Origin of the sequence: Paenibacillus haidiansis, from assembly GCF_036553665.1 — a bacterium.
Taxonomy (GTDB): Bacteria; Bacillota; Bacilli; order Paenibacillales; family Paenibacillaceae; genus Fontibacillus; species Fontibacillus haidiansis.
Map to the genome: position 1 here is coordinate 380,124 of NZ_JAZHPZ010000002.1, position 14,313 is coordinate 394,436.

Annotated in this window: 14 protein-coding genes; 2 read left to right on the plus strand and 12 right to left on the minus strand. The window is 56.5% G+C overall.

Features of this window, described 5'->3' with window-relative positions; genetic code table 11:
* Positions 1–209 precede the first annotated feature (209 nt).
* Positions 210–350, minus strand: coding sequence for a cyclic lactone autoinducer peptide (locus V3851_RS06175; RefSeq protein WP_331845647.1), 141 nt, complete (start codon positions 348–350; stop codon positions 210–212).
* A 2-nt stretch (positions 351–352) separates the two neighbouring features.
* On the minus strand, positions 353–925 hold the full coding sequence (locus V3851_RS06180) for an accessory gene regulator ArgB-like protein (RefSeq protein WP_331845648.1): 573 nt from the start codon (positions 923–925) through the stop codon (positions 353–355).
* 167 nt (positions 926–1,092) lie between these two features.
* Between V3851_RS06180 and V3851_RS06185 the strand changes: the two genes are divergently transcribed.
* Together V3851_RS06185 and V3851_RS06190 are read left to right on the plus strand one after the other, a co-directional pair.
* Positions 1,093–1,839: a LytR/AlgR family response regulator transcription factor gene (locus tag V3851_RS06185; RefSeq protein ID WP_331845649.1), complete on the plus strand. Its 747-nt coding sequence runs from the start codon at positions 1,093–1,095 to the stop codon at positions 1,837–1,839.
* Positions 1,836–3,125, plus strand: coding sequence for a sensor histidine kinase (locus V3851_RS06190; protein ID WP_331845650.1), 1,290 nt, complete (start codon positions 1,836–1,838; stop codon positions 3,123–3,125). The genes V3851_RS06185 and V3851_RS06190 overlap by 4 nt, the downstream gene beginning before the upstream one ends.
* 91 nt (positions 3,126–3,216) lie before the next feature.
* On the opposite strand, the gene V3851_RS06195 is transcribed toward V3851_RS06190, so the two are convergent.
* The 10 genes from V3851_RS06195 to nifB form a co-directional block, all read right to left on the minus strand.
* Complete coding sequence (locus tag V3851_RS06195) at positions 3,217–4,380, minus strand: homocitrate synthase/isopropylmalate synthase family protein (RefSeq protein ID WP_331845651.1); 1,164 nt, start codon at positions 4,378–4,380, stop codon at positions 3,217–3,219.
* Positions 4,381–4,408: 28 nt separating this feature from the next.
* The gene (locus V3851_RS06200) at positions 4,409–5,212 is read right to left on the minus strand and encodes a HesA/MoeB/ThiF family protein (protein WP_331845652.1); all 804 of its coding nucleotides are present in this window, start codon (positions 5,210–5,212) and stop codon (positions 4,409–4,411) included.
* A 41-nt stretch (positions 5,213–5,253) separates the two neighbouring features.
* A complete protein-coding gene (locus V3851_RS06205; protein WP_331845653.1) occupies positions 5,254–5,793 on the minus strand; it encodes a DUF269 domain-containing protein in 540 nt (179 codons plus the stop codon).
* Between the two features lie 18 nt (positions 5,794–5,811).
* The gene (gene nifX, locus V3851_RS06210; protein WP_331845654.1) at positions 5,812–6,198 is read right to left on the minus strand and encodes a nitrogen fixation protein NifX; all 387 of its coding nucleotides are present in this window, start codon (positions 6,196–6,198) and stop codon (positions 5,812–5,814) included.
* Complete coding sequence (gene nifN, locus V3851_RS06215; protein WP_331845655.1) at positions 6,173–7,501, minus strand: nitrogenase iron-molybdenum cofactor biosynthesis protein NifN; 1,329 nt, start codon at positions 7,499–7,501, stop codon at positions 6,173–6,175. Before nifN ends, nifX begins: the two co-directional genes overlap by 26 nt.
* Positions 7,491–8,855, minus strand: coding sequence for a nitrogenase iron-molybdenum cofactor biosynthesis protein NifE (gene nifE, locus V3851_RS06220; protein ID WP_331845656.1), 1,365 nt, complete (start codon positions 8,853–8,855; stop codon positions 7,491–7,493). The genes nifN and nifE overlap by 11 nt, the downstream gene beginning before the upstream one ends.
* A gap of 43 nt (positions 8,856–8,898) precedes the next feature.
* On the minus strand, positions 8,899–10,431 hold the full coding sequence (gene nifK, locus V3851_RS06225) for a nitrogenase molybdenum-iron protein subunit beta (protein ID WP_331845657.1): 1,533 nt from the start codon (positions 10,429–10,431) through the stop codon (positions 8,899–8,901).
* Positions 10,428–11,876 (minus strand): nitrogenase molybdenum-iron protein alpha chain, encoded by a 1,449-nt coding sequence (gene nifD, locus V3851_RS06230; protein ID WP_331845658.1) that lies wholly within the window; start codon positions 11,874–11,876, stop codon positions 10,428–10,430. The genes nifK and nifD overlap by 4 nt, the downstream gene beginning before the upstream one ends.
* 73 nt (positions 11,877–11,949) lie before the next feature.
* Positions 11,950–12,822 (minus strand): nitrogenase iron protein, encoded by an 873-nt coding sequence (gene nifH, locus V3851_RS06235; protein WP_331845659.1) that lies wholly within the window; start codon positions 12,820–12,822, stop codon positions 11,950–11,952.
* 6 nt (positions 12,823–12,828) lie between these two features.
* Positions 12,829–14,214, minus strand: a complete 1,386-nt coding sequence (nifB, locus tag V3851_RS06240; RefSeq protein WP_331845660.1) for a nitrogenase cofactor biosynthesis protein NifB — start codon at positions 14,212–14,214, stop codon at positions 12,829–12,831.
* Positions 14,215–14,313 lie beyond the last annotated feature (99 nt).

Genomic DNA, 14,313 nt, shown 5'->3' on the forward strand with positions numbered 1-14,313 from the left:
TGTCTCATGGCCGATTATGCGCCGGGACCGCCGACAGGCGAAAGGTATGCCGGAAATAAAAAAGTTCATTGTTTGCCGCATTTCAACCGGCAATCAATGAACCTCTTCACGTTTAAAGTATGAACCTTTCAATTATGTATGACGGGGATAAAAGGAGAGTTTTATTCTCTCGCATACTCCTATTGGCTGCACTTCATGAATCGGGATAATTAAAATTTCCGGAGTTTCTTCAGCTCTTCCGGTTTCTCCGGATCATGGACGAACCACCAGCAAAGGGTATTGGCTCCAATCACCGCAAACAATCCGGCCGTCATGCTCAGCGCCTTCAAAGGCAATTTGGCAAGCTTCATCTTTATCCTCTCCTTTGGTTTTGAATAAGAACCGATAACAGATAGGCAAGAAAGCCCAATAAACCGGTTATTACGTAAGAATTCATCCCCCACACCAGAAGCGAAAAGAGCATGAATCCCGCAAAGCAAGCGTAAACGGCCTTGAGGATTCCGCCGAACCGGGATGATTCCTCTTCATTCCCGCCTTCCGGATCGCGCTTCGCGCTCCGCAAATATAATAGAAGAATGGCAGAGGCGGCGATGCTTATAATTCCCAAGGGCAGGAAATAGGAATGCATCATTTTGACCGTCAGCAGAGTCAGCGTAAAGATGGTTGCGGATACGACATAACACTGTTTAAAAGTCTTTGCGTGATATCCTCCTCCGAAGCTCCGGCACAGAATCACCGTTCCCATCCATACCATCGCTTCGGTCATCATTCCGAATGCCGCGGAAATGAGTAACACGGTAATCAGAATAATGGTAACCTCCGCCATCGCCTGCAATCCGTAACGCAAAATCGGTTCGTCTTCCTTGCTGACGATTCCCTGCGAAACCGTCTTCGCGGCAATACTATTAACAAAGTAATCTATCATCCTTCCATCCCCCTTATTTAATATAGCATATTATAGGTAAATATGGTAGTATAAGGATTAAATACAAGTTTTATAGGATGAACAGCATTTCATGTAAGGTATTTCAGGGTTGTTTTTGATATAGTTGAAATATATGGTTGAAGAGGAAATGGAGGTGCAGCCTCTGCATGCTTCGCATCGCCGTTTGTGACGATGATCCGGAGATCCATCGGCAATTCAGGTCATTTTTTGCTCGCTATGGCGAGACTCTTCCGTTGCAATTTCAAGTGAAGTATTTCCAATCCGGAGAAGATTTGCTGCTTCACTATGGCCGGCACGGGCGGTACGCTTTTCATTTGCTTTTTATGGATGTGGAAATGAACGGGCTCAGCGGGATCGACACCGCCCAAAGAATCCGCGGCCTGCCGGATCACAGCGTGCAAATCATCTTTTTGACGTATTTCCCCCAGTATATGGCAGACAGTTTTTCGGTGCAGCCCTATCATTTCGAAATGAAACCCGTATCCTATGAATCTCTTAAATCGCTTGTGGAAAGGGCCACCGGCTATATCAACGCCGCTATCCGCCGGCATATCGCCATCAAGACCATCGACGGAGAAGTCATGATACCCGCCTCACGGGTCATCGCCGCGGTCAAAGCCGGTAAATTACACGTGAAAATCATCACGATGCATCAAGATTATCTCTCCACATTAACCCTGACCGAGCTATCCGCCAAATTGGATGCCGGTTTTTATCAGATACACAGGTCCGCGATCGTCAACCTCGAGCATATTCACAAATTCAAGGCAAACAGGGTTGTTATGTGCAACAAAGAGTCCTTCCCCTTGGGCCGCTCCCGCAAAAAAGGCGTGACCGAGGCTTACGTTCGCTTCAGGCTCGATCAATTTGATGAAAGAGGATATATGCGATGACGCTGCTGAATAACGGACTCTTTATCGTTAATACACTGCTGCAATTGTTCCTGCTGCGCTGTTATTTTACGGTCTTGTTCCACGCCCCGGAGAAAGCCGGCTGGTGGACCGGGATATGCTATTTTGTCGCGGGCTGCCTTTTATTCGCGTCATCCGCCGTTGCTTTCCCCGTCTTGCTGACCGGTCTCGTGTCCGTCACCAGTTCCTTTCTGATTTCGCTGCTTTACTCCGCACGGATACAGACACGCATTGTTTTCTCCCTCCTGTTCCTGCTGATGGGTGCCGCGGCCGAGCTGTTATCGTATTATCTGTTCTCCTGGTTTCGGTCCTTGGAGCATGCCGTGACCTTGAACGAATTGGAGGGCAGGCAGCTCGTATTGTTTGCATCCACCTGCCTGATGCTGCTTTTTATTCTTATTCTCCGCTATATTAAGCGGAAAGGAGCCGACTACAAGCTAAACGGGCACTATTATTTCATGCTTGGGCTTATGCTGTTGTTCAGCCTGATCATCTTAAACACGCTATTCTTTTATACCCAGCGAAATTGGTTGAGCATCTTATCCGCGATCGGAATACTCAGCATCAATTTGCTGATCTTCTTCCTGTTCGACAGCGTGATGGAGCAAAACCGGCTAAGAGAGGAAAACAACCAGTTGCAAAAGCAGATGGACTACCAGGATCACACTTATGCAAAAACGGCCCACTCCTTCCGGAGCATCAAGCGGATTATCCATGATACAAAAAAACAGCTGGTATATATCCGCGCTTGCATTCTCAAACAGAAAAGCGAAGAAGCCGTCCGGCATATCAATCAAATCCTCGATGCCACTAACAATGCCTACTTGCGGATTGAAACGGGGAATTTGGTGGTCGATGCGTTGGTCAGCCATGCGCTGAATATGGCCCAGGACAACAACATTGCCGTGAAGTACGACATTCGCATTGTCGCCGAAGCGATCAAGCTGGATCGTTACGATCTCTGCGTGGTGATCGGCAATGTGCTGGATAATGCGATCGAAGCCGCTTCGGTCGTACCCAGCCAAGAGGAACGGTTCATCAATTTGTTTATGTCCACGAATACGCAGGCATTTTTTGTCCGCGTACTCAATTCGCGCCAGGACCGGACGAGAGAGAGGGCCCAGGACTTCGGGAAGCACCCGGATTATCACGGGCTCGGGCTGACCAATATTCAGCGGATTGCCAAGAAATACGGCGGTTATCTCAAAACGAAGGCCGAAGCAAAATGTTACGAGACTATCGTAGTGCTGCCTTTTGCGGATACATAAGCCCGAAAAACGGGAGACAAGCGCAAAAACGGGTTCTTGTACAGCGGCAACAATGCCGCTGCAAGAACCTGTTCGTCTTCGATCCTTCGATTCACTTCACCGTGTACCCGGCCGCATTCGGTTTAAGCTCCTTGCTGCACTCCTCCCACCACCGCAGCAGCTTCCCCGCGTCTACCGTCTCCTTCCGCTCGCGGGCGTACCGATGAACGCGCCGCAGCAGCTTTTCGGAGATCGCGGGATCCGGAACGATCCCCTCCCGCCCCAGCACATAGCTGATGGCGCTGCGCCCCGAGTGGGTGCCCAGAACAATGCGGTGTTCCCGCCCCAGCTCCAGCGGGTCGAAGCTTTGATAGGTATCCGCGCATTTCGCCAAGCCGTCCACATGGATCCCGGATTCGTGAGTGTAAACGAGCGAGCCCAAGATCGGCTTGGCTTCCGGCAGCCGGCGCCCCGCCGCCCGCGCCACCGTCTCCCCCAGCGCCTGAAGCCTTCCCGGCTTCACGGCGCATTCGCCGCCGTAGAGATGGCGCCACGCCATCACCACTTCCTCCAGCGCGGCGTTCCCGGCGCGCTCGCCGAGCCCCGCCACCGTCGTGCTCGCCCAATCCGCCCCGGCGGCAATGCCGCTCAAGGTATTGGCCGTCGCCAGGCCGAAGTCGTTGTGGCAGTGCACTTCCAGCTCGATTTCGCGCGGCAATCCCGCCCTCAGCGAAGCGATCCCGTCCGCGATGCTTGCCGGATGATGCAGGGAGACCGTATCCGCATAGCGAAAACGGACGATTCCGAGTTTCTCGTAAAGCTGCGTTACAAGCTCCGTCAAAAACACGGGGTCGCCGCGCGAAGCGTCCTCCATCCCGATCGAAACGGTCATCTCCCGGCTCCTTCCGTATTCAGCGGCTTTCATAATCCGGAGCAGCGCCTCCTGGCGGGTCCAGCCCAGCTTGGACGCCAGTTGCACCGAGGAGACCGGGACGGAAATATGGCACCAGTCGACCCCGGTTTCCCGCGCTTTGTCGATGTCGGCCGGCACGGCGCGGTTCCAGGTCAGCAGCCGAATCGGCAGCCCCATGTCCCGCAAAGCGTAGATGTGGCGCTGCTCTTCCGCGCCCATGGCCGGTATGCCGACCTCCGCCTGCTCGACGCCGCATCCCGCCAATTGGGCCAGGATGTCCCGCTTTTCCTCCAGCGTAAAGGACACCCCCGCCGATTGTTCCCCGTCGCGCAGCGTCGTATCACAAATCCGCAGATTTTTCACGGCTCCTCGCTCCTTTTGAATCAAATTGTTAAAGCACCGCTTTGTCCTTGTAGGCAACTCCGGGACCAGTGCGATGGACATCCCGGTTCTTGGACCCGCAGCAAGAGCAATCGTCCCGCCGCTTTAAGCCGAAGCGGTAGCTCTCCATATTCAGCGTATCGAACCGGTGCATAATGCCGAGCAGCGGCTTGCCGGTTCCGGCAATCCATTTGATCGCCTCCATCGCGGCCAGGCAGCCGGCCATTCCGGCGGTGGCGCCCAGCACCGGGAACCCGAAGGGCTCCCAATCTCGGGGCGGCCCCGGGTACACGCAGGCAAGGCACGGCGTCTCCCCGGGCACGATCGTTGTCAGCGACAGCTCATAGCCGTACATGGCCGCCTCGACCATCGGTTTGCCACAGTCGACGCAGAGCCGGTTCAGCTCATACCGCTCGGGGAAGTCGTACCTGGCGTCGATCACGATATCCGCCGCCTCGATCCAAGGCTTCGCCGTCTCATACTCTATCTTGAGCGGATGGCCTTCAAGCCGCACATGCGGATTGATCCGCCGCAGCTGCGCCATCGCCGTCGCCATCCGCTGCTCGCCGATCCGCGCGGAGTCCATCAGGATTTGCCGGTTCATATCCGGCAAATGGATGACTCCCTCGTGCGCCAAAATCAGTTTCCCGACGCCGGCCGCCGCCAAGTAGACGGCCGCCGTACCCCCGAGTCCGCCGATGCCGGCGATCATGACCGTCGCTTGCCCCAATTTCCGCTGGCCGTTTACCCCCAGCAGCCGAAGCTGCCGGGAAAACCTCTCCATCTCGTCTCCAAACGCCTTATCGCTCTCCATCCGCTCACCGCCCTTCGCTAACGATCGATTGCCCGCCGTTTTTAAGAGAATGGAGATCGCTGCAATTCCATGAATCTCTCTCTGTTTTGCAATCCTTCGCGTATACAGGAGACCCCATAAACCAGCGCCTTGTCATACTTGGCAAATGGAAACGGAAATCCGCCGCGAAAACTGTCGGCCACCAGCACCGTGCGCCCGGAATACACAAGCGCCCGGCCAAAACCTTCGTCATTCACCTCGACCATGCTTTGCATGATGTCTCCGCTTACCTGCTCCAGCGTATTGGCAACCGCTTGAAAAAATACGGACACCTGGGTCCGCATGATCGGGGAGACATGGCAGTCGGCCATGAGCTCCCGTTTTTGCTCGGGAGTGCACAGAAACAATTTCTCCGCTCTTTGATCCATAGGCAAACCCGTATGCTTGCCCCACGGATCATTCAATTGCAGCGAACGGTCCAGACTGCGGGCGAACAGATCGCCAAGGCGCTCTTCATCCCATCCCTTCGCTCTGTCCTTTCCTTCCCCAGGAACTTCCGTCTCCCCATCAAAATACCCATGGTCAAACGCCTGCTCCGCCATCGCTTTCCCCTCCTAAGATTATGAGCTCTCTATCGTTTCCTCGCTTAAAATTTTCGCCAGCCACATCGGCGGCTTGCCGCGCAGTATCTCCTGCAACCGTTCTAGCTGGCCCTGGATGCTGCTGCCCATCGTCACCTTCACCGGCATCAATTTCTTGCGGGTGACCCGGGCCGCCGCCGATGCGCCGATCTGCATCAGAAATACGAGCGAACAATCCTCGATCGCCGCGATGCGGGCTTCTATTTTACCGTGTTCGTCCCCGCCGCCGCGATCGGGAGCAATGTAGCGGATTTCCAGGAATTCGGCGACCCCATCCTTTGTCACATTATAAATCACGAACTGCGTACTCTGACCGAAGTGGGCGTTCACTGTAAGCCCGTCATCGCTGGCAAAAGCGACCTTCATGCCGCGCCTCCTCCCTTCGAATTAACAGATTGCCGACCTTGTTCACCAGTTCCATCGCCCCCCGGTACCCGACGCTCACGGTCATATAGGAGCCGAGCTCGTCGCTCACCGGAAAACCGGCGGGGAGATAAGCCGCTCCCGCCCGCTTCGCCGCTTTTTTGCCGTGGCCATTGCCGATCCAGATATCGGCTCCCCGGCCCAATTCCTCGGCATCGTCGATGTCTCCGACCCACACCGTCCGCTCCGACTCCCGCAATAGCGGGGTCTCGCAGGGTGCGACCAGCCCCTTGATCGTGACGCCCATTTCCCCGAGCCAGTTGGCCATGGATAGAACGTGGTCGGGCTCCAACGCTATGACCGCGGAAGCGCCGGCATAATGGAAGTGGGCGTCCAGCATGCTGTCGAGCAGGTTTTCGCGCTGCCACCGGTAGCGCAGCGGCACGGGAACCCCGCTCAATTGCTGCAGAAAGGTCAGCAGCTCGTCGGCAGCCCCCAGACCGTGCATTCCGGTGAATACCTTGTAAGGAATGCCGGCGGCGTTCTGCAGCCTCCGCGCCGAGCGTTCCATGCTCGCCCCCATGGCGATCGTGTAGCGCGAGCGGAGCATCTGCTTCAAGGAAACGAGCGGTGCGCCGCCCCGCGACAACGGCGAGAAGCCGGTGAGCAAATGGCCCGACAGTGAGGTCGACAGATCCGGCACCGTGATCACTTCAAAACCGAAATCGCTGATGATCTCCTTCAGTTCCATCACGTCTCCCGGCGTAAGGCAAGAGCCCGGGATCAGATTGATTTGCCCGGCGATCGGCTTCCCCGCCGTTTTCCCTCCTTCGCCCTGGATGATCCCGTCGATAATTCCTTCCACGACGGCGGCGTAGCCCGCTTCCAGCGAGCCGCCGAAATCCGGCAGCGCCACCGGGACCAGCAGCAAATCGCGAAGAGCGCGCTCGCGCATGTACTTTTTCACAAATGCAGTATAGTCCGTTCCGGACACATCCGTCAGCTCCGTGCCGATCACAGCGATCAAATCGGGCTGATGCTTGGCGATGACGACATTCAGCGCCTCCTCCAAATTACGGTCGGCGTCAAAGATGACGTCCATCTCCTGCAGCGCCGACGTCTGCACCGCGATTGTATCGCGGAAATGCCGGGTCAAGAGCGATTTCGAGAAGGCGGCGCAGCCTTGCGAGCCATGCAGCAGGGCGATTCCCCGGTAGCAGCCCTGCACGGCAAGCACGCCGCCGAGGGACGGACCTACGGTCAGGGGATTCACCGAGACCGGTTTGCCGGTGTGTTTAACGGCCATAATTCGGGTCAACCTCCTCCCATGGTGCCGGGCGCTCGGCCAGCTTCCATACCGGATGCAGCAGCGCGTGGCCGATCTGCTCAGCGAGCCGGATCAGTCCGTCGTATCCCGCATAAGCCGTATGGCGTTCCTGGTTGATGTCGACGAACGGAATCCGCTCCTTCAGCGATACGTACATATTTCTGCCGCCGGCGATCATCAGGTCCGCCTTCCGCTCCTTGACGGCTCTCAAGATCCGCTTGGCCCCGCCCTCGGCGATATAATCGGCGTCCTCGCCGATCCGGTCGACGATCCGGCCGACATCCTCGGCCGTGCTTTTGTTCGTTCCCACGCCGACCACCTCGATGCCCAGCTCCTTTAATGCGGAAATAACGGACCAGCTTTTTACGCCGCCCGTATACAATATCGCCTTCTTCCCCTTGAACAGCTTGCGGTAGGGCTTCAGCTCCGCCGCGACCCGAGCTTCCTCCCGCGCGATCAGGCGGTCCACCCTTTGCTCGATCTCCCGGTCGTTCAGCAAATAAGCCATTTGGCGCAAGGAGTAGCTGGTCTCCTTTGCGCCATAGAATGAGCCCTCGAAATAAGGGATTTTGTAGTTTTGTTCCATTCTTTTCGCCAAGCCCAACAAGGCCCGGCTGCATACGACCATATTGACCTTGGCCCGGTGGGCGCAGCCGATCTCCTTGAATCGTCCGTCCCCGGTAATTCGGGACAGGATGGAAATCCCGGCCCGGTTCATCAGCCGTTCGATATCCCACAATTCTCCGGCGATATTGTATTCGCCGAGCAGGTTCACTTCGCAGCCCGTCAAGCTCTCCGGCTCGTTCCGGCCGATGACATACTGCATCAACGCTTCGCCGGCCAGCCGGTTGCCGAGGTTCTTGCTGCCGACGAACCCGGGGCTGTTGACCGGGATCACGGGCAGCCCCAACCGCCGGGAGGCCGCTCCGCAAACGGCGTCCAGATCCTCGCCGATCAAAGCGGTGACGCAGGTCGAGTATACGAAGATCGCGGGCGGCTTAAAGCGTCCGGCGATATAATCGATGCTGTCCGCCAGTTTTTTCTCTGCGCCGAAGATAATATCCCGCTCGCCAAGCGCCGTCCCGAAGCCGTACTCGGAGAGCCGGGGGCCGCTCGACAAGCTGCCCCGGCTCTCCCAGCTCGTTCCGATGCAGGTGGCGGGTCCGTGCACCAGATGCGCGGCATCGGCAATCGGGAGCAGCGCGATTTGCGCGCCGTCAAAGGCGCAGCCTCCGGCGGCTTCCCCCGGCTTCGGGCGCGGACAAGCTTGGGACTTCGGCTTCAAATTCAAACAATCCGAATCGTGTACCTGTACTTTTGAAGTCGCCTCCACTCTACCCACTCCCCTGCTTCCAAGTTGGTTTAGCTTTACGCCTTTATCTCACAAGATCAAGGCCGTATTCCGGCGCTTGATCATCCAATTGCTGCAATACCGTATTTACGATCAGCGTCAAGACGTTAAGTGTCCCTTGGTAACCTACGATCGGATAGCGGTGCATGTGATGCCGGTCAAAGATCGGGAAACCGATCCGCACCAGCGGAATTCCTGCGTCCTTCGCCGCGTATTTCAGATGCGAGCTGCCGATCGCCAAATCGACCGGTTCGCCGATCATGAGGGATCTCATATGCCACAAATCCCGGCCGAGATGCACCGTCGCCTCTTCTCCGTACGGACTCGATGCGAGCAGCCGCTCCGCTTCCTCTTGGAACTCCTTATCGCCGTTCGTGCAGACAATGTGCACCGGCTCCATCCCCACCTCCAGGCAAAATCCGATCAGCCCGAGCAGCAGATCCGGATCCCCGGCCATCGCCACCCGTTTACCGTGGAGATAATTGTGGGAATCGGTCAGGGCGTCGACCACCTTGCCGCGCTCTTCGGTCAGCGCCTCCGGCACGGGAAGTCCGGTCAGCTCAGAGATCGCTTGAAGCAACCGGTCCGTGGCTTTAATGCCGATCGGCGTCGGCATCGAAATGACCGGTTGCCCCCAGCTCTCGCCGATATAGTCCAGCGTCTTCTTTACCGCGTACTTCTGGAGCGACAGCGTCCCGAGCGCGCTTGCCGCTTTCGGCACATCGGCAAGTTTCGTTCCTCCATAGTAGTAGCTGTATTCGCCTTTGGCCGGCGAATCGAAGTTCCCGCTGTGGTCGCCGAGGAACGTATATCCACCGCCAAACGCGGCCATGATTCTCCGCAGCTCGCCGAAATTTCCGGTATACGGCTCGAAGCCGAGCATGAGATTCAGCTTCGTCACGTCGCCTTCCGTCGCCGCGGGAATTCCTTCGCGCGTTGACAGGTAGCTCAGGATCGACTTCAACATCGCGTCGTACCCCGTGATATGGGAGCCGACGAAGCTTGGCGTGTTCGCGTAAGGCACGGGAACTTCCCTTCCGATCGCTCCTTCCTGCCGCGCGTTCTCGATAAAAGCGTTCAGGTCGTCGCCGATGACCTCCGCCATGCAGGTGGTGGAAACGGCGATCATCTCCGGCTTATAGAGCGCCATGCTGTTCTCAAGGCCTTCGATCAGATTCCGCATGCCGCCGAACACCGCTCCGTCTTCCGTCATGGACGAGGAAACCGCCGGCACCGGCTCTTTGAAATGCCGGGACAAATGACTGCGGAAATAAGCTGTGCACCCTTGGGAGCCGTGCAGGAAAGGCAGGGTTTTCTCAAAGCCGAGCGCGGCCATCACCGCGCCGAGCGGCTGGCAGGCTTTAGCCGGATTGACCACCAGCGAGTTCCGGGCAAAATTCTTCTCCTTGTATTCCTCCGATTTGGAGTAAGCTTCCGCCTCCTCCACTTCCGCAGCCGTGCAAGGCGCTTCAAAGGCTCTTTTCCGCTCCTTTAACTCCTGATATTCGTCCTGTAGAAACAGGGTATTGAAATCGTAGATTTCTGGCCCCTTACTCATACGCCCACCGCCTTTCTTTGCGGTTTCTCCAGCAGGCTCCAGACCGGGCTGTTCAGGGTCATATCCATGTCGCGGGCAAACACCTTGAAACCGTCAAACCCGTGATACGGGCCGCTGTAATCCCATGAATGCATTTGCCGGAACGGGATACCCATTTTATGGTACACATACTTCTCTTTGACGCCCGAGCCCATCAGGTCGATATCGAGCTGTTGCGCGAGCTCCTCCAGTTCGTAAGCGGTCGGGTCGTCGTAAATGATCGTTCCTTCCTTCAGATCGGGGAAGGTCCGCGTATAATCGTCCTTGTGGGCGAATTCATAACCCGTGGCCACGATCTCCATGCCGAGATCCTCATAAGCGCCGATCGTGTGGCGGGCACGAAGGCCGCCGATCAGAAGCATCACTTTTTTACCTTCAAGACGCGGGCGGTATTTGGCGATAATTTCATCCATTTGCCCTTGGTATTTGGCGATGACTTTCTCGCAATTTTCCCGGATATGATCGTCGAACCGGTCGGCGATCGCGCGCAGGCTCTCGATCGTCTTGGTCGGGCCGAAGAAATTGTATTCCATCCACGGAATCCCGTATTCGCGCTCCATCGTTGTACACATATAGTTCATGGAGCGGTAGCAGTGAATCAGATTGAGCTTCGATTTGTGGGCGATCGCCAGCTCGTTGATCGAGCCGTCGCCGGACCACTGGGCGATCACCCGGAGCCCCATCTCTTCCAGCAAAATCCGGGAAGCCCAGGCGTCCCCGCCGATATTGTAGTCGCCGATAATGCTGACATCATATGGGCCGCATTCTTCGAGCTCGCGGCGGCCCATCAGGAAATCGCGGATCGCATCGTTCGCGATATGATGGCCGAGTGACTGGCTCACCCCGCGGAAGCCCTCGCACCGGACGGGGATAATCGGGATATCGAGCTCTTTGGACATTTTTTTGGCCACCGCCTCGATATCGTCGCCGATCAGCCCGACCGGGCATTCCGATTGAATGGAAATGCCTTTGGCGAGCGGGAACATTTCCTTGATCTCCCGGCAGATTTCCTCCAGCTTCTTGTCTCCGCCGAACACGATATCTTTCTCCTGAAAATCACTCGTGATTTGCATCGCCGTGAAGTTGTTGACCCCCAGCGTACCGCTGGCGTAATTCCGCCGCGTTCCCCAACTGTATTGGCCGCAGCCGACCGGGCCGTGGCTGATATGCACCATATCCTTGATCGGCCCCCAGACCACGCCTTTGGAGCCGGCGTAGGCGCAGCCACGAACCGTCATGACTCCCGGGCGCGATTTCATATTGGATTTGATGGCGCATTTGCCGCAGTTGATCAATTCTTCGGTATTGACCTCAAAGTGCTTGCTGCGGTCTTTCCTGGCCTTCTCGGGATAGGCTTCCAGCATTTCGTCGATTAGCTTTTGTTTGCTGTCGATGTCCGTACTCATGGCTCCCCCTCCTCCTTGCTATATTTTTTGTTTCATTTATAGGTCATTATCGCGAACCGCCCGGCAAAAGCGGTTATACCGCTTTTTGCTGCCCGAGTATCGCTTGAACATGCTTCTCTTCATCCTCAATGACGCCGAAGTTAATGAGCAGGTCTTCCAGTTCTTCCATGGAGATCGGCGTCGGGATCGTCAGCATATCGTTATGCAGAATTTTGTCGGCCAAAATTTCGTATTCCTTCGCTTGCGCGTTCTCCGGCGAGTATTGAGCCACCGTCATTCTGCGCAGCTCGGCATGCTGCACCACGTTGTTCCGCGGCACGAAGTGAATCATTTGCGTATTCAACCGGCGCGCGAGCTCGGTAATCAATTCATCCTCCCGGTCCGTGTTCCGGCTGTTGCAGATCAGGCCGCCCAGACGAACGCCGCCGCTGTTCGCGTATTTCAGAATCCCGCGGGCGATATTGTTCGCGGCGTACATCGCCATCATTTCACCCGAGCAGACAATGTAAATTTCCTGCGCTTTATTCTCGCGGATCGGCATCGCGAACCCGCCGCAAACGACGTCACCGAGTACGTCATAAGAGACGAAATCAAGTCCGTCGTACGCTCCCTGCTCCTCCAGAAAGTTGATCGCCGTAATGATCCCCCGCCCGGCGCAGCCTACCCCCGGTTCCGGGCCGCCGCATTCCACGCACTGGATATCGCCGAACCCGGTTTGGATTACGTCCTCGAGCTCCAGATCCTCCACGGTTCCGCGTTCCGCGGCCAGATGAAGCACCGTTTGCTGCGCTTTCGTGTTCAGAATGAGCCGCGTCGAGTCCGCTTTCGGATCGCAGCCGACAATCATCGTCTTTTGTCCGAATTTCGTGGCCAGCTGGGCCAATGTGTTTTGCGAAGTCGTCGATTTCCCGATTCCGCCCTTCCCGTAAAAAGCGATTTGTCTCACGTTACATCATCCTTTCGAAATAGGTGTATTTTGAAAATAATTGCTATATTTAGCGCTCTCGAGAATCAGCGCCTCCGCATCGCCTTTGCGTACCAGCGGTGTAATGCCGCAGCACTGCAGCGTTTTGCGCGGATGATCGCCGATACCGGAGCAGAGCAATACCTGACAATCCTTGAGGATGGAGCATATTTCCCGCAGCGTTTCCTCTTTATCCCCGTTGCAATCCGCCCGCCCGTGGCAATAGGATTGGACTTTGCGGATGCCGATAAATTTCAGGACTTCTCCGTCGCTTTCATAAATCATAAATTCCTGCGCATGGCCGAAATGCAGATTCACTTTGCCCGCTCCCCTGGAAGCGACCGCAACGGTCGTCATCACCCGGGATGCTTGGGTGTCGTCCGAAGGCCGGGATTCCCGGTCTCTCCGCCGGTTCATCCTTTGTCTCACCTTCTCCTCCAGACTGGCCTGCAATTGTTCCCTGGCTTCGGGATTCAGCGGCGGCGCCTGCTCAATCTTCTCCCAGGTGAAATCCGCGCTGCGGTCCTGGCCAAGCAGCCCGATGGCGTCGGCGCGGCATTGGCGGCAGTGCCGCATGATTTTCATCCCCTCGCCGCCGCAGATCTCCTGTAGCGCATGCAGCTCTTTCGGCCTGGGCGCCCGCCGGCCCTCTTGTTCGTATGGACTCCCCGGCGCGACGATGAGCGGCGTTACGTTGTGAATGGCCGCCCCCAGCGACTTCACGGTTCGGGAGACCGCCGGCAGGTGAGTATCGTTGACCCCCGGAATTAACACGGAATTGACTTTGCATAAAACCCCCCGCTCGCATAAGGCTTTAAGTCCGGCCAATTGGCGCGAGATGAGCAGCTCCGCCGCCTCTCTTCCCTCATACCGAATACCGCTGTCGTAAACCCAGGAATAGATGTCGCTGCCGATATCGGGATCGATCGCATTGATCGTGATCGTCACGTGCCGGATTCCCAATTCCTCGATGTCGTCCAAGTGCTCCATGAGCGTCAGACCGTTGGTGCTTAAGCATAACGACACATCCGGCACACGGCTCCTGACCTTGCGGAAAGTTTCGAAGGTCCGGTCCGCATTGGCGAGCGGATCGCCCGGTCCGGCGATGCCGACAACGGACAACTGCATCAACTGGGCCGCTACGCCGACGGCTTTTTGGGCGGCCTGCTCCGGTGTGAGCACTTCGCTCACCACGCCGGGCCGGCTCTCGTTGACACAATCGAATTTCCGGTTGCAATACCGGCACTGGATATTGCAGGCCGGGGCTACGGGAAGATGCATCCGGGCAAAATATCGGTGCGCTTCTTCGTTGTAGCAAGGATGACGGCTGATTTCTTCAAGTTCGCCGGTACCGCCGCATCTTCCGGATTCCATACTCGGTTCTCCCCCTCTCTCCAATCGCTCTCTCTCTTGTCACTGTGTGTAAGTCTGCTGGCTGTAAATTACTTTCATTTGCATTCATAATATTTTCAA